Annotated in this window: 20 protein-coding genes and 1 pseudogene; 9 read left to right on the forward strand and 12 right to left on the reverse strand. The window is 69.2% G+C overall.

The features are described 5' to 3' along the window. Positions 1-213 precede the first annotated feature (213 nt). The 3 genes from AB1L88_RS13915 to AB1L88_RS13925 all read left to right on the forward strand — a co-directional run bounded on the left by AB1L88_RS13915 (position 214) and on the right by AB1L88_RS13925 (position 5,223). Positions 214-1,071 (forward strand): PEP-CTERM sorting domain-containing protein, encoded by an 858-nt coding sequence (locus AB1L88_RS13915; protein ID WP_367097269.1) that lies wholly within the window; start codon positions 214-216, stop codon positions 1,069-1,071. A 626-nt stretch (positions 1,072-1,697) separates the two neighbouring features. Beyond that, positions 1,698-2,543 (forward strand): PEP-CTERM sorting domain-containing protein, encoded by an 846-nt coding sequence (locus AB1L88_RS13920; protein ID WP_367097270.1) that lies wholly within the window; start codon positions 1,698-1,700, stop codon positions 2,541-2,543. Between the two features lie 607 nt (positions 2,544-3,150). Continuing rightward, positions 3,151-5,223 (forward strand): tetratricopeptide repeat protein, encoded by a 2,073-nt coding sequence (locus AB1L88_RS13925; protein ID WP_367097271.1) that lies wholly within the window; start codon positions 3,151-3,153, stop codon positions 5,221-5,223. A 24-nt stretch (positions 5,224-5,247) separates the two neighbouring features. On the opposite strand, the gene AB1L88_RS13930 is transcribed toward AB1L88_RS13925, so the two are convergent. The 10 genes from AB1L88_RS13930 to AB1L88_RS13975 all read right to left on the reverse strand — a co-directional run bounded on the left by AB1L88_RS13930 (position 5,248) and on the right by AB1L88_RS13975 (position 13,020). After that, the gene (locus AB1L88_RS13930) at positions 5,248-5,469 is read right to left on the reverse strand and encodes a DUF5989 family protein (protein ID WP_367097272.1); all 222 of its coding nucleotides are present in this window, start codon (positions 5,467-5,469) and stop codon (positions 5,248-5,250) included. Positions 5,470-5,514: 45 nt separating this feature from the next. Continuing rightward, the gene (locus tag AB1L88_RS13935; RefSeq protein ID WP_367097273.1) at positions 5,515-5,931 is read right to left on the reverse strand and encodes an SxtJ family membrane protein; all 417 of its coding nucleotides are present in this window, start codon (positions 5,929-5,931) and stop codon (positions 5,515-5,517) included. 38 nt (positions 5,932-5,969) lie between these two features. Next, positions 5,970-7,826, reverse strand: a complete 1,857-nt coding sequence (locus AB1L88_RS13940) for a carbamoyltransferase (RefSeq protein ID WP_367097274.1) — start codon at positions 7,824-7,826, stop codon at positions 5,970-5,972. Positions 7,827-8,359: 533 nt separating this feature from the next. Then, on the reverse strand, positions 8,360-8,821 hold the full coding sequence (locus tag AB1L88_RS13945) for a hypothetical protein (RefSeq protein ID WP_367097275.1): 462 nt from the start codon (positions 8,819-8,821) through the stop codon (positions 8,360-8,362). 423 nt (positions 8,822-9,244) lie between these two features. Further along, positions 9,245-9,541: a hypothetical protein gene (locus AB1L88_RS13950; protein WP_367097276.1), complete on the reverse strand. Its 297-nt coding sequence runs from the start codon at positions 9,539-9,541 to the stop codon at positions 9,245-9,247. 4 nt (positions 9,542-9,545) lie between these two features. Then, complete coding sequence (locus AB1L88_RS13955; protein ID WP_367097277.1) at positions 9,546-10,556, reverse strand: hypothetical protein; 1,011 nt, start codon at positions 10,554-10,556, stop codon at positions 9,546-9,548. A 176-nt stretch (positions 10,557-10,732) separates the two neighbouring features. Further along, positions 10,733-10,948 carry a hypothetical protein gene (locus AB1L88_RS13960; protein ID WP_367097278.1) on the reverse strand — a complete coding sequence of 72 codons (216 nt, stop codon included), beginning with the start codon at positions 10,946-10,948 and terminating at the stop codon, positions 10,733-10,735. An 84-nt stretch (positions 10,949-11,032) separates the two neighbouring features. Then, positions 11,033-12,292, reverse strand: coding sequence for an AAA family ATPase (locus tag AB1L88_RS13965; protein WP_367097279.1), 1,260 nt, complete (start codon positions 12,290-12,292; stop codon positions 11,033-11,035). 147 nt (positions 12,293-12,439) lie between these two features. After that, entirely contained in the window at positions 12,440-12,655 is a 216-nt protein-coding gene (locus AB1L88_RS13970) for a DUF2997 domain-containing protein (RefSeq protein ID WP_367097280.1), read from the reverse strand. Further along, on the reverse strand, positions 12,652-13,020 hold the full coding sequence (locus tag AB1L88_RS13975; RefSeq protein ID WP_367097281.1) for a DUF1257 domain-containing protein: 369 nt from the start codon (positions 13,018-13,020) through the stop codon (positions 12,652-12,654). Before AB1L88_RS13975 ends, AB1L88_RS13970 begins: the two co-directional genes overlap by 4 nt. Before the next feature lie 480 nt (positions 13,021-13,500). Here AB1L88_RS13975 and AB1L88_RS13980 point away from each other — a divergent pair, with 480 nt between their 5' ends. The 5 genes and pseudogenes from AB1L88_RS13980 to AB1L88_RS14000 all read left to right on the forward strand — a co-directional run bounded on the left by AB1L88_RS13980 (position 13,501) and on the right by AB1L88_RS14000 (position 21,492). Continuing rightward, positions 13,501-14,829, forward strand: coding sequence for a nucleotide sugar dehydrogenase (locus AB1L88_RS13980; protein ID WP_367097282.1), 1,329 nt, complete (start codon positions 13,501-13,503; stop codon positions 14,827-14,829). 264 nt (positions 14,830-15,093) lie between these two features. Then, positions 15,094-16,206, forward strand: a pseudogene (locus tag AB1L88_RS13985) (DUF1549 domain-containing protein); the annotation flags it as partial. Between the two features lie 679 nt (positions 16,207-16,885). Continuing rightward, complete coding sequence (locus AB1L88_RS13990) at positions 16,886-17,860, forward strand: DUF1553 domain-containing protein (RefSeq protein ID WP_367097283.1); 975 nt, start codon at positions 16,886-16,888, stop codon at positions 17,858-17,860. A gap of 37 nt (positions 17,861-17,897) precedes the next feature. Next, positions 17,898-19,340: a DUF1501 domain-containing protein gene (locus tag AB1L88_RS13995; protein ID WP_367097284.1), complete on the forward strand. Its 1,443-nt coding sequence runs from the start codon at positions 17,898-17,900 to the stop codon at positions 19,338-19,340. 613 nt (positions 19,341-19,953) lie between these two features. Further along, positions 19,954-21,492: a cryptochrome/photolyase family protein gene (locus tag AB1L88_RS14000; RefSeq protein ID WP_367097285.1), complete on the forward strand. Its 1,539-nt coding sequence runs from the start codon at positions 19,954-19,956 to the stop codon at positions 21,490-21,492. Here AB1L88_RS14000 and AB1L88_RS14005 read toward each other — a convergent pair. Further along, the gene (locus AB1L88_RS14005) at positions 21,489-22,100 is read right to left on the reverse strand and encodes a transcription termination/antitermination NusG family protein (RefSeq protein WP_367097286.1); all 612 of its coding nucleotides are present in this window, start codon (positions 22,098-22,100) and stop codon (positions 21,489-21,491) included. The genes AB1L88_RS14000 and AB1L88_RS14005 overlap by 4 nt on opposite strands. Before the next feature lie 457 nt (positions 22,101-22,557). On the opposite strand from AB1L88_RS14005, the gene AB1L88_RS14010 reads away from it, so the two are divergent. Further along, complete coding sequence (locus AB1L88_RS14010; protein WP_367097287.1) at positions 22,558-23,982, forward strand: hypothetical protein; 1,425 nt, start codon at positions 22,558-22,560, stop codon at positions 23,980-23,982. Between the two features lie 36 nt (positions 23,983-24,018). On the opposite strand, the gene AB1L88_RS14015 is transcribed toward AB1L88_RS14010, so the two are convergent. After that, the gene (locus AB1L88_RS14015) at positions 24,019-24,816 is read right to left on the reverse strand and encodes a hypothetical protein (protein WP_367097288.1); all 798 of its coding nucleotides are present in this window, start codon (positions 24,814-24,816) and stop codon (positions 24,019-24,021) included. Between the last annotated feature and the right edge of the window lie 152 nt (positions 24,817-24,968).

A 24,968-nucleotide genomic window follows, 5' to 3' on the forward strand; every position in this document is an offset into this window, starting at 1 on the left:
TCGAGGGTCGCGGCGATCATGTCGTTTCATCGGCAGGGACGAACTGCCCGCGAGGCGAGACGAACCACCTGGGCCTGCCGCTCCTCGGGGCTCCCCACCGAGGAGGACGCAGGCCGCTCGAAGATGCTCAGGCTCTTGGTGCCCGAATCGCGTGTTCCGAGTCCGAGTCGAATAACCCATTTCAATTCACACAGGCTCATTCCCGATCCAAGCATGAAAACCATGAAGCTCTCGCTCGTGAAGCGATCCCGCGTAGTCACGCTCGCGATTGCCCTGACAGCCATGATGGCGGCCCATGCCCGGGCGCTGCAGATCAACGCCACCACCTCCCCGAATCTCCTTAGCGAGACGGGAGTGGCCGGCGCCAAGTATCGCCTCTCCCAGGGCAATTTCGACATGTCCCTCGATGACGGATCGGGGACGACTCGAATCAACAATCAGGACACGTTTATTCAAAAGAACCTCGGGAATAACGGCACGCTTTCCGGTGCGACGTTTTCGTTCCAACTGGAGCACGTCGCGGGTCAGGGGTTCGTCTTCAGCATGACAAGCCCGGCCAGCGTCACGACCACCCTGGCCTGGGGTTCCGGATCGAGCTTTCCTCCTTCGGGTCCCAATGTCACTTCGGTCGAGACCATCCGGGGAAACAACGCTCCGAGCAGCTTCAACGCCCTGCAACTCAATGCACGGGCCAGCCGGGATCCGAGCTACATGGCCTTCGAGGACCTGGTCTTCACCAGCTCGGCCACCCAGACCGGCACGCTGGTCACAAACGGTCGCGTCGGGACCGGATCGATCGGCTCCCCCGCCAGCGGCCCCGATTTCGGGACCAGCGTCTTCGAGCAGTGGCTCATCGCCGACGGCAACCTGGGAGACCTCGACTGGACCTTGTCCGGCAAGCTGACCGGCGCCCGCGACTCGATCGCTGGCGGCGACGAGACGGTCCGGTTCCTGGTCAACATGAAACAGGTCACCCTCGTCCCCGAGCCATCCACCTTCGCCATTGCTGGCCTGAGCGGCCTGGCGATGCTGGGCTATGGCCTCCGTCGCCGCAAGATGGCGCGAGCCTGAGTGACGCCGAGGCCACGTCGGCGGACGACTGTCCGGCATGGCCTGTCCACGAGATTCGTGGGGAACCACAAACCAGGCGTTCTGTCTCCGGACGAACGCCACCCGGTTAACGCACGATCGCCCGGTTCGTGTCCTCTCGTCCAGGAGGGCAGGGGCCGAGGCGATCGTTGCATTGAGGGAGGTCATCCGGCGCGACACTTGGAGATGGAACAGATTCAAGTGCAGCGTTGGGTCCACGGACGAGCTGGATCGGCAAATGGCCAAACTTGACAGGAGTCCGCGGCTTCTCTCAGAAAAAAGCGCAGTTGTGAGCCATATTAGCGGACATGAAGTATCAAAATTTCTTGTTGAAACGGGGTGCAATTGGTGGTATTACGGAACTCGGCTTGATCACCAGTTACGGTTTTGCAAGGGCTTGCGAAACGGTCTCTGCATCGGCCGGTCGTTCAGTAGAGTAGCGTGGCGATCCGGCCCTTCTGTTCTGGTGGTCTCCCTCTCCGGTGCGGAATCTCCGGAGGGTGTGCAAGCATCAGGTTGAGCGCCGAATGCACTGGATCGTTGCGATCTGCCGGCGTTCCGGTGATCACCTATTCGCGTGCGAGTGCTCTATTCAAGGAGTCGTAGGGATGTGTGCCGTGGTCAAGTACCGACTTCAATCATTCGGAGCCCTCCGCCTCGTCGCCGCGGTGGGTGTTCTGTTGCTGGTACCGGGTATGGCGTCGGCGTACCCCCTTACGGTGACTCGCCAAACATCTTCGAACCCTGATGTGGTGAACACTGGAACGGGACAGACGATTGCGAAGAATTCCCAGTTGGTTTGGAATCCTGCTGAGGGCAAGTGGGGTAATGGGAATTTCTCCATTACATCCAAGGTTGAGGCTACCGGAGTCAAGAACGTTGCCGGGGTGTTATACCAGGAGTTTACTTACACCTATGAAATTATTGGGGCTTCCCTCAGCAACATCATCATCGGTCTGAGTGAGAGTATTCTCGATGATGAGTATGGAATTTACGCGATCGAAGGGGTTGGGGACGGGACAAACTTCAAGTATGACGGGGGTTCACTTGCAAGTGCAATCAAGGCACACACGCCGAACTCAGAACCACCCGCTCCCGACACGATTTTCGGTCTCAAACTCGAAACTCTAGCCGATGCTGATTCGAATTCCTTTTCGTTCAAGAGCCTCCAGAGTCCGATCTGGGGTGACTTCGTTGCGAAGGATGGTGGTGGTACGGGTGACCAGGCCAATGCAGTCTGGGCTTACAATCGGAACTTCGGCGAAGTAGCCGATCCGTTGCAAGTGACGGAGGCAAACTATCAATCAGCTGACTTTGATGGGTGGGTCATCACAGCGGACACGGGACGCGTCCTCGTACCCGTTCCCGAGCCCTCGACCCTCGCCATCGCCGGCCTGAGCGGCCTGGCCATGCTGGGCTACGGCCTCCGGCGCCGCACGCTGGCCCGGGCCTGAGTCCCAACAATTGGCCGCCTTTGGCCGATCCCGATTCCCTCCGACACGACCCCCGGCGCACCCCACGCCGGGGGTCGTGTTCGTTCGGGGCTCGATCGTCCCAGAGCGACCTCGCGCCCGGGTGATTGCCGCATGACGCATTTTGAGTGACTGCCGATGAGACAATTCCCGATCATCTCGTCGTCGTCTCCTCCGACCGCCCGGACGAACCCCCGGGACGACGGACTCGTGGTTCTCCTCTTTGACAATCCGACCCGACGTCTTCGCCGCCTCCGCCTGGTTCCCGTAGGCGTTGGCGCGAAACGAACCCAGGCCCTCGCACCTTCGGTCACGATGGGCCTCCCGACCACGCGAGGAGCATTCGAAAGGCCGCCCTCCGTCGCTGGCGCGAACCGAGCCCAACAGGCGCCGAGGAACCGCCGCGAAACGAACCCAAACCCCGAGAACCGATTTCCCCCAATCGAACCCGCTCAATTTGCCGTAACGCGTTGTGTCCACACGGAAATCGCCTGATCGCTTCCAGCCCACCGCGGCGCACGCGATGGGCGCACCGCGGCGCACCGAGCCCGCCTTGGCGACTCGACGAACCCCTAGGAGCATGAACCTCATGTCCCGCCCCGCTCGACGCCGTCCTGCCTCGGGGAAGCGCCCCCGAGGGCCCGCCGCCGATCGGTCCGGACCTTCGCAGGCCGGTTCGCCGCCCCCCTCAGCAAACGCCCCCCGATCCCAGCCGACCGGGCTGCCGGTCCGCAAGAAGATCCTCTTTTCGGCGATCGTGACCATCGGCCTCCTGGCTGTCCTGGAACTGGCCCTGGCCGTGATCGGGGTCCGGACGGCGGCGAGCGGGAGTGATCCGTACGCCGGCTTCACCCCCCGGATCCCCCACTACGAGACGGTGACCGAACCCGATGGCACCCGGATGGTCCGGGTCGCGGAGAACCGGGCCGAGGTGCTCAACCCGGTGACCTTCCCTGAGGCGAAGCCGGAAGGGACGTACCGGGTCGTTTGCCTCGGGGGCTCGACGACCTACGGCCGCCCCTTCTTCGACCACACGGCCTTCCCCGGCTGGCTCCGCGTTTTCCTGCCCGCGGCCGACCCGTCCCGCGACTGGGAGGTGATCAACGCCGGCGCCATCAGCTACGCGAGCTACCGGGTCCGGGGCCTGATGGAAGAACTCAGCCGCTTCGAGCCCGACCTGTTCGTCGTCTACATGGGGCACAACGAGTTCCTCGAACGCCGGACCTATGCCGATCTGCTCGCGACGCCCGGATGGCTCCGCGGGGCAGGGGGGCTCCTCCACCAGACCCGCACGGCGACGGTGATCCAGCAAGGGCTCGGCCGCATGGGACTGCTCGGCCCCCCCGATCCGACCCACCGCGCCGCCGGCCTGCAGGACGAGGTGACCCGCATCCCGATCAACGCCGTCGGCCCCGAGGCCTACACCCGTGACCCGGCCTTCCATGCCGAGGTCCTGGCCCACTTCGAGGCCACCCTGCAGGCGATGGTCGACCTGGCCGAATCCCGGGGGGCGGGGCTCATCCTGGTCACGACCCCGTCGAACCTCCGCGACTTCGCCCCGATCAAGAGCGAGCACCGCGCCGGGTTCGGCCCCGAGCAACTCCGCGCCTGGCAGACGCACTTCGACGCCGGCACCGCCGCCCTGGCGGCCGGCGATTCCGAGGCGGCGCGCGAGGCCTTTGCCCGGGCCGAGGCGATCGACGACCAGCACGCGGAACTGCTCTACCGATCCGGCCAGGCCCTCGATGCGCTCGGCCAGACCGAGGCGGCCCGGGACCGTTTCCTCTGGGCCAGGGAGGAGGACATCTGCCCCCTGCGAGCCCTCTCGGCCACCACCGAGACGATCCGCCGCGTCGCCGCAGCGCGGGGCGTTCCCCTGGTCGATTTCGAGACGCTCCTGACCGAGCGGTCCCCCGACCGGATTCCCGGCGAGGAGGCGTTCTTCGACCACGTTCACCTGAAGGTCGAGCCCCACCGGCGGCTCGCCCTCGACCTGCTCGAGGTGATGGCGACCGCAGGGATTGTGCAACCGGTCGAGGACTGGGGCGAGGCGACGATCGCCGCGGTCACCGCCACGGTCGAGGCCGGGATCGACGGGCCGCGCTACGCCCGGGAGCTGTACGCCCTCTCTGGGCTCCTTGAGTACCTCGGCCAGCCCGAGCAGGCGCTGAAGCGCGTCCTGGAGGGGCTCGACCTCTCGGGCGATGACCCGGAAGGCTGGTCCCTGGCCGGTCGCTACCGGGCCGCACTGGGTCGGCCGGAGGAGGCGGCGGCCTCGTTCCGCCGCGCGCTGGCCCTCGACCCGTCGTCGATGGCCGCGCACGAAGGGCTCGGTGCCTTGCTCCTCGACACCGGGAACCCCGAAGCGGCCCTGGTCCACCTGGAGGCCGTTTGGAAGGCGACGCCCAATGCCGTGGCAAACCTCAACCGGATCGGGGTGGCATACTCCCGGATCGGTCGGCTGGTCGAGGCGACCGATTGGTTCGCCCGGGCGGTCCAGCTCAACGGGAACGACCCGGCGATCCTGAGTAATCTGGGCCGGGCCGAGGAACTCCTCGGGCGCCACGAGGCCGCCCGGGAGCATTACCGGACGGCCTTGCGGATCGATCCCAATCATCCCGAGGCCCAGGCCGGGCTGAGGCGCCTCGCCTCCTCCCCCTGACCGGCCGGGCCCTTGCGATCGTCTTCAGAACAGGGTGTAGATAAACGGCGCGGCGGCCGAGCCCGAAAGGGCGACCAGGAGCCCGATGACCGCCAGGACCACCAGGATCGGCAGGAGCCACCACTTCTTGTTGTACCGCAAGAAGGCCAGGAACTCGCCGGTCAGCGTGCCGTGGCCAGCCTCGGAACTCAGGTGTTCAAAGGAGGTCGGGCCGGTCGGCTTCGACGCGTCGCGCGGGGTGCTCATCGTCAAGGGTCCATTTTCGAACAGAGGAGATTTTATTCAATCACATCAAAACTGATCGAAGTAACGACGGGGGTCGTCCGTGGCGGGGATCGCGATCCAGTTGGTCTCCCGATCGCCCGGCGGGCGCAGCAACAGGGGATCCCGGCCCAGGAGCCGAAGCCCGAGGCCCACGGGCGTGAAGACGCCGTAGTAGACCACCGCGAGGATCAGCCGGGAAACCGTCCAGCCGATCGGGAACGCCAGGACGCTCCAGGCCACGTAGATCGGCCGGACCGATCCCGGCCGGACCAGGCCAGCCCATCCGACCGTGAGCGCCAGGCCGGCGAGGATCAGGCCCCTCGTCTCGTGCTCGAGCACCAGCCCATGCCAGGCCGCGAGCCCCCCGAAGACCAGCAGCCAGAGCCCGGCGAACTGACGGAGCATTCGGCGGTCGGGGCGGAACGAGAGGTCGGACCACTGCATGGGCGATCGTCTCGAAGGGAGCAACCCGGGCGGGCTGGTCAGTCCAGAGGATACTGGGAAACCAGGGTCGGACGAAAGGCTTCAGGATTCGCATCCTTCAGCTCCGATCGATCGATCACATGATCGCCGAGCACGAGCAGGTCCATCTCGGTGGCCAGGAAGCAGCGGTAGGCGTCCTGCGGGGTGCAAACGATGGGCTCTCCCCGGACGTTGAAGCTGGTGTTGACCAGGATCGGGCAGCCGGTGAGCTGCTCGAAGGCCCGGAGCAGGGCGTGGAAGCGCGGCGCACGCGCGTGGTCGACCGTCTGGACCCGAGCACTGCGATCGACGTGGGTGATCGCCGGCACCTGGGAACGCACCACCCGGACCCGATTACGCAGGTCGGGGTCGTGCTCCATGAGGTGCGTTTCGTCCGGGGTGAGCGGCACCAGGCGGTCCTCCCGGACGGGGGCGACGACGAGCATGTAGGGGCTCTCGCGCCCTCGGGGCAGGTCAAACCACTCCTGCGCGCGCTCCCGGAGAACGGCCGGGGCGAAGGGCCGGAAGCTTTCGCGGTACTTGATCTTCAGGTTCAGGGTCGTCTGCATTGCGGCCGATCGCGGATCGGCCAGAATGCTCCGGGCCCCCAGGGCCCGGGGGCCGAACTCCATGCGGCCCTGAAACCAGCCGACGACCTGGCCCGTGGCCAGAGCCCGTGCGACGGACACGCAGAGCGATGCCTCGTCCGCAAAGCGGCGGGCCGGGATCTGCTCCCGGGCAAGCCAGGAGGCAATCTGCTCGGGGTCAAACGACGGACCGAGCAGGCTGGCGTGTTGCGCGTCCGTCGGGCCGGCATCCCGCGGGTTGCCGAGCAGTTGATGCCAGACGAACAGGGCGGCCCCGAGGGCCCCGCCCGCGTCACCGGCGGCCGGCTGGACCCAGAGGTCCTCGAACGGGCCTTCCCGGAGCAACCGGCCGTTGGCGACGCAGTTCAGGGCCACCCCGCCGGCCATCACCAGGCGGGTCATCCCGGTCTGACGCTGCGACCGCTCGGCGATCCGCAGCAGTACCTCCTCGGTCACCGCCTGGATGCTCGCCGCCAGGTCCATGTGCCGCGGCTCGATCTGGGACTCCGGCCGGCGCGGCGGCCCCCCGAAGCGGCGGTGGAAGCGCCGGCCGGTCATCGTCAGACCGTGCGGATAGGTGAAATAGTCCATGTTCAGCCGGAAGCTGCCGTCGGGCCTCAGGTCGATCAGCTCCCGGAGGATCAGATCCCGGTAGATCGGCCGGCCGTAGGGGGCCAGGCCCATCAGCTTGTACTCGCCGCTGTTGACCCGGAAGCCGCAGTAGGCGGTGAAGGCCGAATAGAGCAGGCCCAGCGAGTGCGGAAACCGCAGCTCCTCGGTCAGCGCGATCTGGTGGCCGCGACCGACGCCGAGCGTCGTCGTGCTCCACTCGCCGACGCCGTCGACCGTCAGGATCGCCGCCTCGGCAAAGGGGCTTGGGAAGAAGGCGCTGGCGGCGTGCGACTCGTGGTGCGTGGCGAAGACGAGCCGGGCGCGGGGCATCCCTCCCAGCCCGCGGCGGATCGTCGGGCGCAGGTGCAGCTTCTGCTTGAGCCAGATCGGCATGGCTTGGGAAAAACTCGCCAGTCCCCTCGGCGCGGTGGCGAGGTAGGTCTCCAGCAGTCGATCGAACTTCAGCAGCGGCTTCTCGTAGAAGGCCACATAGTCGAGGTCGTCCGCCGAGAGTCCCGCCGTTTCCAGACACGACGCGATCGCCCGCTCGGGAAACCGAGCGTCGTGCTTGATCCGCGAAAAGCGCTCCTCCTGGGCCGCGGCGACGATGGTCCCATCGACCACCAGCGCCGCGGCGCTATCGTGATAGAAGGCGGAGATGCCCAGAATACGAGCCATCAGATGCCCAAACCAACACCGTGACGCGCGGGCGGATCACACCACAACCGACCGCCAGCCGGGTCCGATCGTACCGCCCCGTTGTTTCCGATCGCCAGCACAATTCTCAACTTCCCGGGTGATGCGTTGGCCAGAGCCGGCTCACGACACGCGCTCGCCGCCCTCGGTCGCGGTGAGGTTGCGGCCCGCAGATCCCTCGAACTGCCGTCGGCGACCGCTGGAGGAGACGACCGCCGCGGATTGAGCCGCTCCCGCCCGCGGTGAACGGTCAGTGTGTGCGGAAGGAGGGCACCGGCGCGTCCCCGCCTGACGCTGGGGCATTGCCCCCGCGTCCCCCTGGTGAGCCTCAGGAAGTGTGATCCGCGGCGGTCGCCCACAGGCGGGCTGCCCCCTGGCGCCATGAGACGAACAGCCCCCACCCAGGCACCGCCCGCTGAGGGCGAAAAAAAACGCGGAACTCCGGCCACGGCCGCCGCCGTGGCCGGAGTGCGCCAGGTTCTGAAACAAAATTGGACCGGGCTGCGGAGCCTGGCTCAGACGATCGCGTCGGTCTTGAGCGCGTCGATCAGCCGCGAGGCCTGGGCCACGCTGAGGTCCTCAACCCGGTCGACCTGGAACTCCTGGCGGCGGGCGATCGCGCGGATCGCCTGGACCTGCCGCTCGGAGGCCGGGCGATCGGGGCGAGACGCCGCAGGTGCAGGGCTGGCGACCGACCCGTTTCGAATGGGCAAGGGATGCGGGGGCGTGTCCGGCCGATCGAGCACGGGCCCCAGCGGCGTCTCCACCCCCTCCGGCCCGGCCTGGCGGGCCAGCTCCTCGGCCACCGCCGCGCGGCAGGCGGTGAAGGCCGCACGGATCTGGGCCCGGAGGGCCTCGGGATCCCGCTCGAGGAGGGCGGCGTCGAGCTCGACGACGAGGGCACAGCTCGCGCCGAGCGAACTGTAGCCCGGCTGCCCCAGCTTGCGGGCGCAGCCGACACGCAGGGTCAGGGGCATGACCGGTCCTCCGGGGCCAGGGGCCGAAGGACCGGGGTCGTGACGCCGCTCGCGGCGCCACGGTGGGCGGGCCGTGCGGGGCGACCGCGCGGCGATCGGAGGTTGCCCGGGCCCGCGTGCCGGCGGCCGCGACGGTGCCCCTGGCGGGCCAGGCTCCCGGCCAGGCGGGCGCAGGCCTGCCAAAGCAGGGTGCGACCGCATCGCAAAAGAAATTGGAGTAATGTCATGGAAAAAGATCCTTTCACACAATGCGAGTGACGGCTGAACCCCAGGGGCGGCAACGGACCTTGGGGGGCCGCATGCGGAGCACGCGGGAACGCTCCCGTGCGCCGGACAGGACCGCCGCGACGGCGGGTCCCGTCCGTGCCGCGAAGAAAACACACCAGGAAACCTTCATAAGCTTGCGTGCGTGTCCCTCCGCGGTCACGACGCCCCGCCGGCCTGCGGGGGAGCGTCGGGGGCCGCGTCCGGGCCGCCGCCGCGATCACCCAGGAGCACCCGGGCGAGCCAGGCCTCCTCGGCCGCCAGGGCGGCGCTGCGGGTGGCGAAGGGACCCAGCACGGGGCCGCCGACAGGGGACAGGTCGGCGAACCAGCGGCCGGCCAGGTCCGGGTCGACCACGCCGGCCCGGACGATCCGCGGCGCACCGAGGGCCGCCAGGTCGATCGCCTCGGCGTAGCGGCCACGGACCCGACCGCCAGGTGCGATGAAGAGATCCATCGCGTTAGCCCTCCGAGGACGGGGACGGGGACGGGGACGGGGATGGGGACGGCCCGCGCAGCACACGGCGGCGGGGCCGCTCGACGACGAGCGTCTGCAGTTCATCCCGGACCCGGCCGAGCCGCTCGGCCACGTGCTGACGCAGCGCGCCCTGGTCGCGCAGATCCTGAGGACCGAGGCCCCGGACGATCCGCTGGGCCTCGGTCACGAGCGCGTCGAGTTGCTCATGCGAGCGGACGTCGAGCTGACGGAACCGCTCGAAAAACGCCGAGAGATTTCCCACGGCCGAGTCGCGGAAGACCCGCGGCGTGCCGTCGGCCTCGGTGCCGAGCCGCTCGGTGAGGTGGCCGACCAGCCGCGCGAACTCGGCCAGGAACGCCTCCTCGGCCAGGCGCACCGCCTCGTCGAACCGCTGGCGGACGCGCCGTTGTTCCTCGCGATAGAGCGCGGGGGACAGTGCGAGCAGGTAGCCGGGCGGTTCGATGTTGGGGAAATCCCAGCTCACATCGAAGAGACCCGCGAGCGTGGCGGGGTAATCGTTCGGGTCGTACAGGTCGCCCAGCTGACGGGCGGCCGATGCGCGGAGCTCGGCGTAGTGCCGATCGAGCTCGGCGACGGCATCGGCCAGCTCGACGCGGTAATCGGTCATCAGGGCCAGGAACGCCTCGACCTGATCGCGCCGCAGCAGCCGGACGCCGGGCTCGGGGAAGGGCAGGCTCATGCCGCACCAGGACTCGACGATCTTCGTCCGGACCGCCGAGACGGCGCGGAAGGCCGGCGCCTTCGAGTCCCAGAGCTTCTTGCCGGCCGAGACGAACGGGGCATCGGCCTCGAAGGTGGCGGCGGCCCGGGCCTTCTGCTCGGCGTTGAGGCTCTTGGTGAGGCCGAACCAGGTGAACGACAAACGGACGGGGGCCATCGCGCTCCGCAGGCGACGGACGGCCTCGTCGTGCGAGCCGGTGGGACCACCGAGGGTGGGAGAGGCCGGGGCATGGGAATCGATCAGTGCCGACATGGTTGATCATCTCCTAACGAAAATGGAAACGGGACGGCGACCTGGACCACCCGGATCGCCGCCCCGTAGAACCGAGGAGGAATTCTTGCAAGAACATGAGATTGTCTGGAGAGTTTCCTCCCTACGATCGAAGACCGGGCCGGATCCGGGGACGAACCCCCGAGTCGGCGAGCGGTTCAGTTGGCCGAGGGGCCGTCGCGGCCCACCCGTCGGCCGGTGCGGCCGGGAGTCCTGCCGGGCTCCTCCCCCGCAGGCCGGTGGTACAGCCCGGGGACCTCGGCACTGAGGCACCGGCCCGAGGCCCAGGTGCGCAGGCGTTCGACATCCTCGGCGGCCGTCGCCGCCACCGGCACGATCTGCCGCGCCGATTCGACGAGTGAAATTTCGAGCAAGCGTGCCAATCGGCAGCAGGCCCGGATCTCGGCGCCCGTCCAGGAGCGATCGGTCGGACGCCGCTGCGCCGGGTCCAGGTCGTACTAACGGATGTACAATTCCCAGATCGCTGCCTTCTCGCGGGCCGAGGGCAAATCGAGAAAAAAGACTGCATCCCAGCGTTCCGCCCGCGCGAACTCGGGCGGGAGCGCCGAGATGTCGTTGCAGGTGGCGATCACGAACACGTCGGAGTCGCGATCGCTCAACCAGCTGAGCAGGCTCCCGAAGAGCCGGCTCGACACGCCGCCGTCGGATCGTCCGCCGGACTGGATCCCCGACAATGCCTTGTCGATCTCGTCAATGAACATCAACGAGGGTGCCATCGTATCGGCGATCGCCAGCGCCTGCCGGGTTCGTTCCTCCGTCTGGCCGACGAGCGAACCCATGAGCGCGCCGACCTCCATCACGAGCGTGGGCTGGCCGACCTCGTTGCCCAGCGCCTGGGCGAACGCGCTCTTGCCCGTCCCCGGCACCCCGAGCAGGAGCACCCCCCTGGGACGGACTCCGACCGGGCGATCGGGCCGCAGGGCGCGGGCGCAGAAGGACTTCAGGGCGTCCAGGCCGCCGAGGCGGGCGAACCCCGCGCCGCCCCGGTGCAGCCGCATCAGGCCCGAGCGGGTGAGGGCCTGCGCTTTCAACTCCCAGAGGGTTTCGGGCTGCACCCGACCGTGGCGGACGAGCGAGAGTGCCACCGCCCCCTCGGCCTCCAGCCGGGTCAGCCCGGCGGCGGCGTCGAGCACGGCGTCCCGCCCGGGCCCCTCGGCCGGCAGCTCGCCCGGCTCGGTGGCGATCGCGCGGGCGATGGCCTCCAGCTGGTCGCGGCCGGGCAGGGCGTGTTCAATGATCACGAACTGGCGTTCGAGTTCCGGCGGCAAGGCCACCGACGGCGCGAGGATGACGATCGTGGCGCGATCCCGCTTGCCCCGCGCCAGCGCCGCATCGAGGGCCTGGACCAGCTTGGCCGAGCCGAGCAGGCGGTGCAAATTGCGCAGGACGAGAATGGCCGCCCCATCTCCCTCGCCGCGCGCAAGCCGGGCGAGGGCCCGCAGGGCGGTCATCGGGTCGGACCCGTCGGCGACGAGCGTACCCGGGCCCTGAGTTCCGGGATCGGTCCCGTCGGTCGGGGGTGGGCCGGCTCCCAGGACCCGCAGGCCCTGCTTCAGGTCCCAGTCGGCCAGGGACCAGCCGCGGTCCCGGCAAAGCGCGGCCAGCTCGGCCACGGCGTCGTCGTGCTCGTGCGAGACGACCCACAGGCCGGGGAAGGCGGCGCGGACCAGCTCCGCGACGCGTTCGGAAAGCGTCATAACGTCACTCCTAAGGATATGGAAGGTGGAGATTTCAGATCGGAGGAAAAGACCGGTCGGACCGAGCCCGACCGGGGGACGGACGGCGAACGCCGCCATGCCCTCGACGGGCACGGTGTCCGGTCCCTCGGGATCACGTCCCGGCGATCATTGCGACTGGCGCAACTGGTGCTCGACGGTCGCCTGGTGATAGAACTCCGCCGTCAACCGCTCGCCGGTCGAGCGGCCCAGAGCCTCCTCCAGGAACCTGCTGGCCGCGCGGCAGGAGGCGCCGGCGAAGCCCTTCGTTGCGACCCGGGTGTTGCCCTGCGGGTCGACCGTGATCTCGATCACGGGACCGTCCGGAGCACTGGGGAGGCTCATGCGCTCCCCCCGACCGCGATGGTCAATTTGATGGTCCCATCGGCCAGGGTTTGTTCTCGGACCGAATGCCCACGGCGGTGGGCCTCGATCCGGGCCTTCTCGACGGCATAACCCTGCTGGAAGCGGCCCAGCTGGGCCGGGTCGCCCCAGGCCCCCTCATAGTTGTCAAAGCGCACGGTCCCGTGCTCGGTGTCAACGACCAGGGGATAGCGCCAGCCGGGCAGGCGGACGAGCAGCCCCTCGGCCTCGCCGGCGAAGAGGCGGGCAACACCCCGCTCGGGCGCGGCCAGGCCCAGGCGGCGACAGGCGGCGGACACGGCCTGCACGTCGCGGATCTGCGTTTCAAGGGTCACAAGGTGGCTCATGACGAGAGGGGTCTCCTGGGTGGATTGATCGAGGAACCGAGGGTCACGGGTGACCTCATGCCGCGCTCGACACGCTGGTCACCGGGACGGAGCCAGGCGAACGTCTGGCCTCAAGGGGTTATGACTCGAAAAATTGTTCTATTTAGATAAATACTGAATAAGTGATCAGAATTGGGTGCATGTCCAGCATTCGCCTGTTCCGTGTGGGAGCGAGCTGGCCAGTGGTGGGGCGGGAACCCGAGCGTGACCCCGGGCAAGGGGCTGGGGCGGGGGGGCGTGTGCCGACCGACGCCGGGGGACCGGCTGGGGGCGGTTGTCTCCTGTCACAACCCTTGGGAACCCGCCGTTGAAGACGAACAGGCTGAGAACCGATCCGGATTTCCGGACCGAGGGATTGGGTCCTCGGTGGCGGGGAGGCGGGGCCGCCTTCTATACTCCAATCGTGTGTGCGGACTTCTCCCGATTGTGGAACTGTGATCCATGTCGAACGTTCATCGTGACGCCTTGCTCCAGCAGATCCGGCAGGGCTCGGCCCGGGTGGGGATCATTGGTCTGGGATATGTGGGCCTGCCGCTGGCGCAGGCCTGCGCGACCCGGGGCTTTCCGGTGCTGGGGTTTGATACCGACCCGCGCAAGGTGCAGCTCTTGCGCGATGGGCAGAGCTACATCGGCCACATCGGGCCCGAGGCGGTCCGGGCGATGGGCGCGGCGGGCTTCGAGCCGACGAGCGACCTGGCCCGGCTGGGCGAGGCCGACATCGTGCTGATTTGCGTGCCGACGCCCCTGGGCGAGACCCGGGAGCCGGACCTCTCGTTCGTCACGAACACCGCCCGGGCCATCGCGGCGACCTTGCGGCCGGGGCAGCTCGTCGTGCTCGAGAGCACGACCTACCCCGGCACGACCCGCGACGTGGTCCGGCCGATCCTGGAGTCCGGCGGCCTGAAGGCCGGCGAGGACTTCTTCCTGGCCTTCAGCCCCGAGCGAGAGGACCCGGGCAACCCGGACTTCTCCGCGCCGACGATCCCGAAGGTCGTCGGCGGGCTCGACCCGATCAGCACCGAACTGGCCGCGGCCTTCTACGAGCAGATCGTCGTCAAGGTCGTCTCCGTCTCCTCGGCCGAGGTGGCCGAGGCGTGCAAGATCCTCGAGAACACCTATCGTGCCGTCAACATCGCCCTGGTCAACGAGCTGAAGATCCTCTACGACCGCATGGGGATCGACGTCTGGGAGGTGATCGACGCGGCCAAGTCCAAGCCCTTCGGCTTCCAGGCGTTCTACCCGGGCCCGGGCCTGGGGGGGCACTGCATCCCCATCGACCCGTTCTACCTCAGCTGGGTGGCCCGCCGCTTCGGCATGAGCACGCGGTTCATCGAACTGGCGGGTGAGATCAACACGTCGATGCCCGAATTCGTCGTGCACAAGGTGGCCGACGCCCTGAACGACCGGGGCAAGCCGGTCAAGGGGAGCCGGATCGCCCTGCTGGGGATGGCCTACAAGAAGGACGTGGACGACCCGCGCGAGTCGCCGGGCTTTGAGCTGATGGAACTCCTGCTCGCGCGCGGGGCCGACGTCAGCTACCACGATCCCCACATCCCCGTCTTGCCCTCGATGCGGAAGTACCCCAACCTGCGCATGGAGAGCCAGCCCTTAACACCCGAGTACCTCGCGTCCCGCGACTGCGTCCTGATCGTCACCGATCACTCGGCCTTCGACTGGCCCTGGATCGTCGCCCATACCCCCCTGGTGATCGATACGCGGAACGCCACCCGAGGCGTCACCGAACATCGGGACCGAATTGTCAAGGCGTGAGTGCACTTTCGTGTGATTTAAAAAGGTCGTTTTGCATCTGCTTGCCTCGGTCTGCCGGGCCACGGAGGAGATCGAGACGCCCCCTCCACAGCGCGGCCGAGGCCGTCGGGGTCGTTCCGGGCCGCTCACCCAGGACCCCCGACGGTCGGATGACGTCGCCAGGCGCCTTCGGGTAGGATGGAGGCACGATGGTCAACGCGCCCCCCTTGCCTTCGCGGTCCTCGGAGGCGGATTCATGTCCGTGCGATCGCTCGTTCCCGCGGGATGCGTGCTGCTGCTGGTTTGCCTTCTGAGGCCGGGGGTGCCCGCGCGGGGGGACGAGGCGGAGGGAGTCGGCTGTTCGCGCTGCACGTTCGGCCGCTCCTGGCCGCGAAGTGCTTCGCCTGCCACGGCGACGACCCGGAGACGATTCAGGGAGGCCTGGACCTGACCCGCCGGCAGGGAATGCTCGACGGGGGTGACCTTCACGGCCCCGCGATCGAGCCGGGCGACGCGGAGGCCAGCCCGCTCTTCCGGTCCGTCACCCGGACCGAGCCCGGCCTGGCGATGCCCCCGAAGCAGACCGATGCCCTGACCGCGGCGCAGATCGGGTTCGTCCGGGCCTGGATCGCCGCCGGTGCTCCCTGGCCCGACGACGCCCGGATCGCCGCGATCGTGGCCGGCGTGGCCGAGGGGGTGGTGGTCCCGACCCGCGGCGGACTCTCCGAGGACTGGACCAGGCGCCGCTACGCCCCCGAGGACCTCTGGGCCTATCGCCCTGTCCGGCGCCCCGAGGTCCCCGAGATTCGCAATGCGGCGACTCCGATCGACGCCTTCCTCAACGCCAGGCTCGACGCCGAGGGGCTCGCACCGGCCCCTCGGGCCAGTCGTCGCACGCTCATTCGGCGGGCGTCGTTCGACCTGCTCGGCCTGCCACCGTCTCCGGAGCGGATCGACGCCTTCGTGAACGATCCTCGGGGGGACCGGGAGGCGTTCGCGGCCCTGGTCGAGGAGCTGCTCGCCTCTCCGCACTCCGGCGAACGCTGGGGCCGCCACTGGCTCGACGTGGTCCGCTACGCCGACACCGCCGGATTCGCCAACGACTACGAGCGGCCGAACGCCTGGCGCTACCGGGACTACGTCGTCCGGGCATTCAACGACGAGACCCCCTTCGATCAGTTCGTCCGGGAGCAAGTCGCCGGTGATGAGCTGGATGAGAGCGAGGGCGATCCCGAGGCCCTCATCGCCGCCGGCTTCCTGAGGATGGGCCCCTGGGAACAGACGGGGATGAGCGTGGCGAAGGTCACGCGCCACCAGTTCCCCGACGACGTGACCGACCTCGTCGGGCAGGCCTTCCTCGCCCACCCGCTCCAGTGCGCCCGCTGCCACGACCACAAGTTCGACCCGATCCCGACCCGCGACTACTACGCCATCCAGGCCGTCTTCGCCACCACCCAGTTCGCCGACCGGGAGGCCCCGTTTCTCCCCGACGAGAACACCCAGGCCGGCTTCGACGGCCGGCACTACCTCGACGAACGCATCGCCCGCTACGAGGCGATCCTCCGCGATTTGCAGGCGAAGGCCGAGGCCGCCGCCCGCTCCTGGTACGCCGAGCGCGGGCTCGATGATGCCCCCCGGAACGTCAAGTTCCAGCAAGGCGTGCCCGCCGACCAGGTTGTCCCGAAGAATTACGGCCTGACGGCCGAGGACCTCGGCCTGGAGCGGATCGCCCGCAAATCGCTGGAACGGCACCGTTGGGAGCGAGAGCGCTATCGCCCGGTCGCCTTCTCGGTTTACTCGGGCGCGACGAGGACGCTGCGGAACGTCTCGGCGCCGATTGCCCTGCCCGATGACCCCCTGCACGGTGGCACCGTCGAGCGGACGGCCATCCTGGCCGGGGGGGGACGTCTTTGCGACCACCGAACCGGTCGCGCCGGGTGTGCTGAGTTGCGTCCCCGTGATCGAGGACTCGACCTCCGCGCCGCCGTCGGCCGAGATTCCCGACACGGTCGCCGGCCGCCGCCGGGCCTTCGCCGACTGGCTGGTCCGCCCGGAGAACCCCTTGACGGCCCGCGTGATGGTCAACCGCATCTGGCAGGGGCACTTCGGCCGGGGGATCGTCGCCTCGGCGAACATCTTCGGTACCCAGGGGGAAAAGCCGACCCACCCGGAGCTGCTCGACTGGCTCGCCGCCGAGTTCGTCCTGTCCGGCTGGTCGATCAAGGCGATGCATCGGCTCATCATGACCAGTGATGCCTATGCCCGATCAACACGCCACCCCGACCCGGACGGCCTGGCCGCGCAGGACCCGAAGGGGGACCTCCTTGCCCGCTTCCGGCCCAGGCGCCTGACAGCCGAGGAGATCCGGGACGCGATGCTTGCCGCCTCCGGCGAGCTGAACCCGGCGCTCGGCGGCCTCCCCGTCCGGCCCGACATGAACCGGGAGGCGGCGCTCCAGCCCCGGCAGGTGATGGGCACCTATGGCCCGGCATACCAGCCGTCGCCCCGTCCCGAGGATCGCAACCGCCGGACCCTCTACTCCATGGTCGTCCGCGGCCAGCGCGACCCCTTCCTCGCCGGCTTCAACCAGCCGACCCCCGAGGAACCCTGTGAACGCCGGTCCTCGTCCACCGTCCCCACCCAGGCGCTGACGCTCTTCAACGGCGCCGAGTCGTTCGATCGGGCGCTGGCGACCGCGGCTCGGGTCCGGGGCGAGACGAACACCCGGGAGGACGCCGTGCGGCGGGCCTTCCTCCTGATCACCGGCGCCGAGCCCGACGCCCAGGCGCTCCGGGCCTGCCTCGACCACTGGCAGGCCATGACGGCTCGGCATCACGCGGTCGCGATCACGCCGAAGGCGCTTCCGACGACCGTCTCCCGGCGGGCCGTCGACGAGAACACGGGGGAGCCGTTCACCTTCACCGAGGACCTGGAGTCGGTCCGCGACTACGTCCCCGACCTGCAACCCTCCGACGTGGACCCCGAGACCCGGGCCCTGGCCGACGTCTGCCTCGTGCTGTTGGACGCCAACGCCTTTTTGTACGTCGAATAAGCCAGGCCGCCCTTGCTTGCCGACCGAGGACCGCACGATGCCCCGCCAACGCCGCCCCTTCGCGATCGCCCCGACCCGTCGCGACGTGCTCTTCGGCCTCGGCGCGGGCCTGGGGAGCGTTGCGCTCTCGGCCTTGCTGGCCGACGACCGCGCCCGGGCCGGCGCTCGGTCGCCCGCCGAGTCTCCGCTGGCCGAGAAGCCCTCCCATCACGCGCCGAGGGCGAAGGCCTGCATCGTGCTCCTGATGGAGGGCGGGCCGAGCCACATCGACACGTTCGACCCCAAGCCGAGGCTGCACGACCTGCACCTTGCGGAGTTCGTCCGCTCCGGCGAGGAGCAGTCGGCCATGTCCTCCGGGACGCGGTACTACGTCGCGAGCCCCTTCACGTTCCGCAAGGCCGGTGCCTGCGGCGCCGACATGGCCACCGACTGGGAGCACCTGGCCGGCGTGGCCGACGAGCTTTGCTTCTACCGGGGGCTGCAGGCCGAGTCGGTCAACCATCCGACGGCGCTTTCTCACATCAACACGGGCAACCGGTTCGGCGGCGACCCGGCCGTCGGCTCGTGGGTGACCTACGGGCTCGGCAGCGAGAACCAGGACCTGCCCGGGTTCGTCGTCCTGCCGCAGCTGTCTGACCCCCAGGGCGGCCCGGCCAACTGGGGCAACGGCTTCCTGCCGGCCGCCTACCAGGGGACCCCGCTCCGGGCCGAAGGGTCGCCGATCCTCGACCTGAGCCCTCCCGAAGGGATCACCCCCGAGCACCAGCGGGCGAACCTCGACCTGCTCGCCGCGCTCAACCAGTCCCACCTGGAACAGGCCTTTCCCGCCGACCGCGACGAGCTCGCCGCCCGGGTCGCCAGCTATGAGCTGGCCTTCCGGATGCAGGCGACGGTGCCCGAGCTGCTCGACCTTGCGGGCGAGGACCCGAGGACCCTCGACCTCTACGGCGTCGGCCAGGCCGACACCGACGACCTCGGCCGCAAGTGCCTGATGGCCCGTCGCCTGGTCGAGCGCGGCGTGCGGTTCGTCCAGCTTTACCACGGCACCTGGGACAGCCACGACGACATCGCCCGGGCCCACCGAAGCCTGATCCGAGGCGTCGATCGGCCCCTCGCCGCCCTCGTCACCGACCTGAAACGGCGCGGCCTGCTCGACGAGACGCTTCTGCTCTGGTGCGGCGAGTTTGGGCGCAGCCCCGACAATGGCGTTCGGGGCGGCGTCGCCTACGGCCGCGATCACAATGCCCGGGCCATGCCCGTCTGGCTCGCCGGCGGCGGGGTGAAGGCCGGCGCCACCGTCGGCGCCACCGACGAGCTGGGGGTCGAGGCCGTGGCCTGCGTCCACCCGATCCGCGACCTCCACCTCACCTTGCTGCACCTGCTCGGCCTCGACGACAACGCCCTGACCTACGCCCACGCCGGGCGCTTCAAGCAGCTCTCGCAGTTCGGCGGTGCGGTCATCCGGGACGTGATCGCCTGATCCCCGGATCAAACGATCGCCTCGACAGGGGGAGCCCCTGCCTCCTGATCTGGTGCCTGCCTCTTTTGCGGCGCGGCTCGGCCACGTTCCAATGGGAACGCCCTTTCACCTCGACGGAACGTGCCAGTTCGCCGCTTTCGGGTGTCAAACGGGGGGCTTTGGGATTGCTGGAGGAGTTTTCCGCCAGGTGATCCCCCCGCTTGCAGGGGAGCAATGGCAGTCAGCCCGACGCGCCCCACGCCGCAAGGACGCGGTCGGCCCCCGCCCAGACGATTGGGAAAATCCCATGACTTCGCCGGAAAATTCCAGGGGTTCGGACGGGGCCAGGGGCAGATGGTGGAGGGCTGGCCTCGGCCTGGTGGAGGCCGTGCGGGACATTTTGCGGGACAAAGGCGTGTCATCCGAGCCCATGCGGGGGGCGAGTTCCTGTTCTGGCCCACCGAGCGGGCGAGGCACGCCCTCGGGTGAGGCCGGCGCGGAGGCGGGCGGTCCGCAGGATCGGGACAAGGGAGGCGCGGGCGAACCGGGTGGGCGAAGGGGATCGGGCGGTCTAAAACCAGCAGCAAAGGCCCCGCACGCGCAGGGGGGCCGAGGCCGCGGGAGTGCCCCCACGATGGCGGATCGGGTGAGCGTCTGGATCCTGGCCGATCAACTGACGAACGATCACCCGGCGCTGAGGGCGGCGGCGGGGCAGGGGGGGCGAGATCGGGTCCGGGTGGTGCTGGTCGAGAGCGAGGCAGGGGGGCGTCGCCTGCCGTTCCATCGCAAGCGGCAGGTGTTGCACCGGAGCGCCGGCAGGCACTTCGCAAAAAGGCTGGAGGAGCGGGGGTTTGCGGTCGAGGTCGTTGCGGCGAAGACCAGCAAGGACGGGCTGGCCCGGCACCTGAGGCGGCACCGGCCGAGCCGGCTGGTCACGATGGAGGCGGCCGATTATGCGCCGAGGGCCTGGCAACGCGGCGCGATGGCCGAGGACTTGGGGGTCGAGGTCGAGGTCCTGCCGAACGCCATGTTCCTGGTCGGCCGGTTCAACCCGATCCCCGACCCCGAGCCGGGCCGCCGCTACGTGATGGAGTCCTTCTACCGAGCCATGCGGAAGCACTTCGGCCTGCTGATCGAAGCCGACGGCACGCCGACCTCGGGCCGCTGGAACCTCGACGCCGAGAACCGCAAACGCCTGCCGAAAACCATCGCCATCCCCCCCGTCCCCCGCTTCGAGCCGGACGCGATCACCCGCCAGGTGATGAAGGAGGTGGAAGAAGCCGGCTTCGGCGTCGGATCGGTCGAGGGGTTCGACCTGGCGGTGACGCACGACGAGGCCGAGGCGAGCTTCGACGACTTCCTCCGGCATCGCCTGGCGTCATTCGGCCCGTACGAGGACGCCATGAGCCGATCCGAGGGGGTCCTGTTCCACTCCTTGCTCTCGCCGCAGATGAACCTCGGCCTGCTCGACCCCCTGGCGATGGCCCGGGCGGTCGAGGCCGAGTACCGCGCCGGCCGCGTCCCCTTGAACTCGGCCGAGGGGTTCATCCGCCAGGTCGTCGGCTGGCGCGAGTTCATGTTCTGGCAATACCACCGCCAGATGCCCGGGCTCCGACGGGCCAATTCCTGGGAGGCCGGGCGGCCGCTCCCCCGGTTCTTCTGGGACGGCCAGACCGACCTGGCCTGCCTCCGCGCCGTGATCGGCCGCGTGATCGACTCGGGCTACTCGCACCACATCGAGCGCCTGATGGTCCTCTGCAATTTCGCCACGCTGGCGGGGATCGACCCCCGGGCCGTCGCCGACTGGTTCCTCACCTTCTACGTCGACTCGCACGACTGGGTCGTCCTGCCGAACGTCATCGGCATGGGCCTGAACGCCGACGACGGCCTGACGGCCACGAAGCCCTACATCGCCTCGGCCTCGTACATCAAGCGCATGGGCGACTTCTGCGGCGACTGCCGGTACCGCCCCGATCGCCGGGTCGGCCCCGACGCCTGCCCGATCAACGCCCTCTACTGGGACTTCCTGATCGAGCACGAAGGGACGCTCCGGGCCAACCCCCGGCTCGGCCCGGCCGTGCTCGGCCTGAGGCGGGTCGACGACGCGGAACGGGCCCGCATCCGGGCCGAGGCGGGCGACTTCCTGGCGGCCCTGGAGCCGTACGAGGGTTAACCGGGGGCGTCCGGGTCGAAGGCTTCCACCTGCCACGGCTCCAGCTCGACCGACACCCCCTTGCCCAGCATCCGGACGATGGCGATGAAGTGATCCCGATTGCCCCGCTTCTCCACCTTCCCGACCATCCCCATCAGCCTGCCGCTCGTGATCTTGACCCAGCTCCCGATCGGGAATTGCGGCTCGGGGACGACCGGCATCCCCGAGGAGAGCATCCGGTGGACCTGGCGCAGGTCCTCGTGCAACTCCTGCTGGTCCTTGACCTTCAGGACCGAGACCAGGCGGTCGCCGCGGAAGACCTGGAGCCGCTGGTGCTCGTCCCCCCAGAAAAAGAGATAACTCGGGAACAAGGGGACGACCGACCGGATCTTGCGGCCGGCCGGGGTCCGGCTCTCGTTGACCACCTGCGGGAGATAGTGAGCCAGCTGGGATTTCTGGAACTCCCGGGCGATCGCCTTCTCCTGCCTCGGCTTGGTGTGCAGGCACCACCAGCGAGGGGTGTCGGGGTCCTCCTCCTCGTCGGGGGACGGCGTCGAGGCCGACGGGGGGATCGGCCGATCGAGCAGGTCGGGGGGGAAGATCTGCGGTTCCGCGGGCAGGATCGGCATGACTGGCGATCATCTCCATCGAGTCCACGAGGAACGCCACGGGCCCCGCCGGACCCCTGGAGATCCGGACCCGGCCCCTGGACACCGGAAGAGTCGAAGCAATGAGGGCAGGAGCAGCCCTGCCGAAAAAACCACCCTCCCGGATCGGACGAACCACGATACGATTCTAACGAGCACCCGGGCATTCCAGAACACGGCTTCGTGCGTGGCCCTCCGCCCGCCCCCGGGCTCGCCTCGGGCCGCCTCGCCGGGCGATTCGACCCAGGCCGCGTTGACCGATCCGACGCGGGGCGATACGCTCCGGCACCGCATTGGCACCGCCGAGGGAAGGGAAGAGATCCCGAGCCGATCGGATCGACACCGGCCATCGCAGACGCCCGGTGGACGCAAGCTCAAGGCGGTGGGATCGGACCAGGGGTGGTCATCCGGCAAAGCAATAAAGAGGAGAGCGACTCCCATGAACACCGCGTTGCTCGTCCTCGGGATGCACCGGTCGGGCACCTCGGCCCTGACCCGGGTCCTCAGCCTGCTCGGCGCCGAATTGCCCCGCAACCTCATCCCGGCCGTCAAGGAATCGAACGAGCTGGGGCACTGGGAATCGATCGACCTGCTGGCGGTCCACGACGAGATGCTCGCCGCCGTCGGGTCGTCCTGGCACGACGTGACCGCCTTCCCGGAGCCCTGGGGACGCTCGGACGCGGCCGGCCCGTTTCGCGACCGGATCCTGGCGATCCTGGGGCGGGACCACCGCGACGCCCCCTTGTTCGTCGTCAAGGACCCGAGGGTCTGCCGCTTCGTCCCCTTCTGGCTCGACCTGATCGACCGCTTCGGCGCCTCCCCGAGAGCCATCATCCCCCTCCGGAACCCGCTGGAGGTGGCCACGTCGCTCGAACGCCGCGACGGCTTCCCGATCGCCAAGGGGGCATTGCTCTGGCTCCGCCACGCCCTCGACGCCGAGCGGGCCACCCGCGACCGCCCCCGGAGCGTCATCACCTACGACGCCCTGCTCGACGACTGGGCCGCCACCGCCGAGACGATCCGAATGGACCTCGGCCTGGGCGCCTGGCCCAAGGCCCCGCAGGAGGCCGCGGCGGAGGTCGACGCCTTCCTCTCGACCTCCCACCGCCACCACCGGGCCGACCGAGACGCCCTGCGATCACACCCCGGGATCCCCCCCTGGGTCGCGCAGGCGTACGAGGCCCTCATCGAGCTGAGCCGGGACGACGGCCCGGCCTCGCGGGACCGGCTCGATGCCATCCGGGCCGAGCTCGCCGCCGCCGAAGGGGCCTTCGCCCCCCTGCTCGCCGACCTGGATCGCCATCGGGCCGGCGCCGAGGATCGCCTGCAGTCGGTCGAGCACCAGGCCGCGACGCTCGAGGCCCGGCGGATCACGCTGGAGGGCGAACTGGCGGCGGCGCAGGAGCAGTCGGCCGCCGCCTCCCGCCGCGTCGCCGAACTCGAGGCGGCCCTGACGACGACGCAGGAGCAATCGGCCGCCGCCTCGCGTCGGATCGCCGCGCTCGAAGCGGACCTGGGGGCCGCCCGGGAGGCGAACGAGCAGCAGTCCTCGCTCCTCCGCCGCCTCGTCTACGAGTCGCAGCAGGCGATCGAGCGCGACATGGCCATCCTCGACCGGATCGACGCCGTCGAGCGCCGGGGCATGGTCATCGAGGCCGCGTCCGATCGGGTGCTCGCCTCGCTCCGGGAGGCCGAGGCCAGGGCCGAGGCCGCGTCGATCCCCGACGCCGGGGGTCCCGGCCGCCGCTGGTGGCGTCACTGGCCCGGCCCGTCGGCGGTCGCCCATCACCTGAAGCCGACGCTCCGGCGCATCCTCGGCCCGCTCCGGGCCGGCGCCGCGACGAATCCGGACGAGCCGTCGTAAGGAAGCGATCCCGAGCCGGTCGTTCCTCGCCCCCGTTCACTGCCGGGCCCAGTCGGCCATGTCGTCGATGTTCCGCTCCACGATCTGTCGCGCCGCCACCGCGGCCCCGGTCGTCAGCGAGAACCACTGGAAGCGGTTCAGGTCGTCGCGCCTCGGCCAGCTGTGGAAGGCATAGCCGACGACCCCCGGGCTCGCCAGCCAGATGCCGACGTTCGCCTCGCTCCGGGCGCCGAGGCCCGGATCCATCGCCGCGGTCTCCTCGCGCAGGAGGGACCAGTAGGCCACCCGATAGCCCCGGATCGTCCCGGCGTCCACCAGCTCCAGCTCGTGCTGGACCTCGGCGATCCCCGGCACGTTGATCCGCTGGGTGAATGCCACCCGGCCCGGGTCCTCCTCGGCCGGGGCCGACCGCGACGCGTTGACGAGGACGTGCGCGATCCGCCCCTCGTACCCATCGACCTCCATGACCCGCCGGATCAAGGCGTCCGGGTCGACGCCCGGCACCCCCTTGATCCCCAACGCCGCGCGGGTCGGGGCTCCTGGCACGGTCCAGTGATGAAATCGCGACTCGGCCACGCCCGAGCCGGCCGGAGGCATGCGCGTCATGACCTCGTCGAACAGGGCGATCACCTCCGGAGGGGCGTCGTCGAGGCCCGATCGCTCGGGAGCGGGTCGTTGCCTCTCCCCCGGATTGCGCCGGTCCGGCTGCTGCTGCTGTTGCTGCTGACCCGACAGGATCGGCCCGGTCAGGTGCCAGGAGCCCGGGATCACGGTCAGGACGGCCAGCAGGGCCAGCCCCGGGAGCACTCGATTCGGATGGCCCGAAGTCGCCACGATCATCACCCCGTTGCCGCCAGGCCAAGGGATCCCTCGAGAGGGCCCGGCGGGCTCGAAGGTCGGGCTCGCACAACCGTGTGCGGCGGTGTCTCGATGCAAGCGTACGTCAACGATGGGTCCGCACCATCAAGATAGCAGATTCAATGCCA

The sequence above is a fragment of the Tautonia sp. JC769 genome (assembly GCF_040717455.1).
Lineage (GTDB): Bacteria > Planctomycetota > Planctomycetia > Isosphaerales > Isosphaeraceae > Tautonia.

Bases quoted from the DNA above. Each gene is read 5' to 3' on its own strand.
- AB1L88_RS13915 (WP_367097269.1), top strand. From the start codon at position 214: ATGAAAACCATGAAGCTCTCGCTCGTGAAGCGATCCCGCGTAGTCACG.
- AB1L88_RS13920 (WP_367097270.1), top strand. From the start codon at position 1,698: ATGTGTGCCGTGGTCAAGTACCGACTTCAATCATTCGGAGCCCTCCGC.
- AB1L88_RS13925 (WP_367097271.1), top strand. From the start codon at position 3,151: ATGTCCCGCCCCGCTCGACGCCGTCCTGCCTCGGGGAAGCGCCCCCGA.
- AB1L88_RS13930 (WP_367097272.1), bottom strand. From the start codon at position 5,469: ATGAGCACCCCGCGCGACGCGTCGAAGCCGACCGGCCCGACCTCCTTT.
- AB1L88_RS13935 (WP_367097273.1), bottom strand. From the start codon at position 5,931: ATGCAGTGGTCCGACCTCTCGTTCCGCCCCGACCGCCGAATGCTCCGT.
- AB1L88_RS13940 (WP_367097274.1), bottom strand. From the start codon at position 7,826: ATGGCTCGTATTCTGGGCATCTCCGCCTTCTATCACGATAGCGCCGCG.
- AB1L88_RS13945 (WP_367097275.1), bottom strand. From the start codon at position 8,821: ATGCCCCTGACCCTGCGTGTCGGCTGCGCCCGCAAGCTGGGGCAGCCG.
- AB1L88_RS13950 (WP_367097276.1), bottom strand. From the start codon at position 9,541: ATGGATCTCTTCATCGCACCTGGCGGTCGGGTCCGTGGCCGCTACGCC.
- AB1L88_RS13955 (WP_367097277.1), bottom strand. From the start codon at position 10,556: ATGTCGGCACTGATCGATTCCCATGCCCCGGCCTCTCCCACCCTCGGT.
- AB1L88_RS13965 (WP_367097279.1), bottom strand. From the start codon at position 12,292: ATGACGCTTTCCGAACGCGTCGCGGAGCTGGTCCGCGCCGCCTTCCCC.
- AB1L88_RS13970 (WP_367097280.1), bottom strand. From the start codon at position 12,655: ATGAGCCTCCCCAGTGCTCCGGACGGTCCCGTGATCGAGATCACGGTC.
- AB1L88_RS13975 (WP_367097281.1), bottom strand. From the start codon at position 13,020: ATGAGCCACCTTGTGACCCTTGAAACGCAGATCCGCGACGTGCAGGCC.
- AB1L88_RS13980 (WP_367097282.1), top strand. From the start codon at position 13,501: ATGTCGAACGTTCATCGTGACGCCTTGCTCCAGCAGATCCGGCAGGGC.
- AB1L88_RS13990 (WP_367097283.1), top strand. From the start codon at position 16,886: ATGGTCAACCGCATCTGGCAGGGGCACTTCGGCCGGGGGATCGTCGCC.
- AB1L88_RS13995 (WP_367097284.1), top strand. From the start codon at position 17,898: ATGCCCCGCCAACGCCGCCCCTTCGCGATCGCCCCGACCCGTCGCGAC.
- AB1L88_RS14000 (WP_367097285.1), top strand. From the start codon at position 19,954: ATGGCGGATCGGGTGAGCGTCTGGATCCTGGCCGATCAACTGACGAAC.
- AB1L88_RS14005 (WP_367097286.1), bottom strand. From the start codon at position 22,100: ATGCCGATCCTGCCCGCGGAACCGCAGATCTTCCCCCCCGACCTGCTC.
- AB1L88_RS14010 (WP_367097287.1), top strand. From the start codon at position 22,558: ATGAACACCGCGTTGCTCGTCCTCGGGATGCACCGGTCGGGCACCTCG.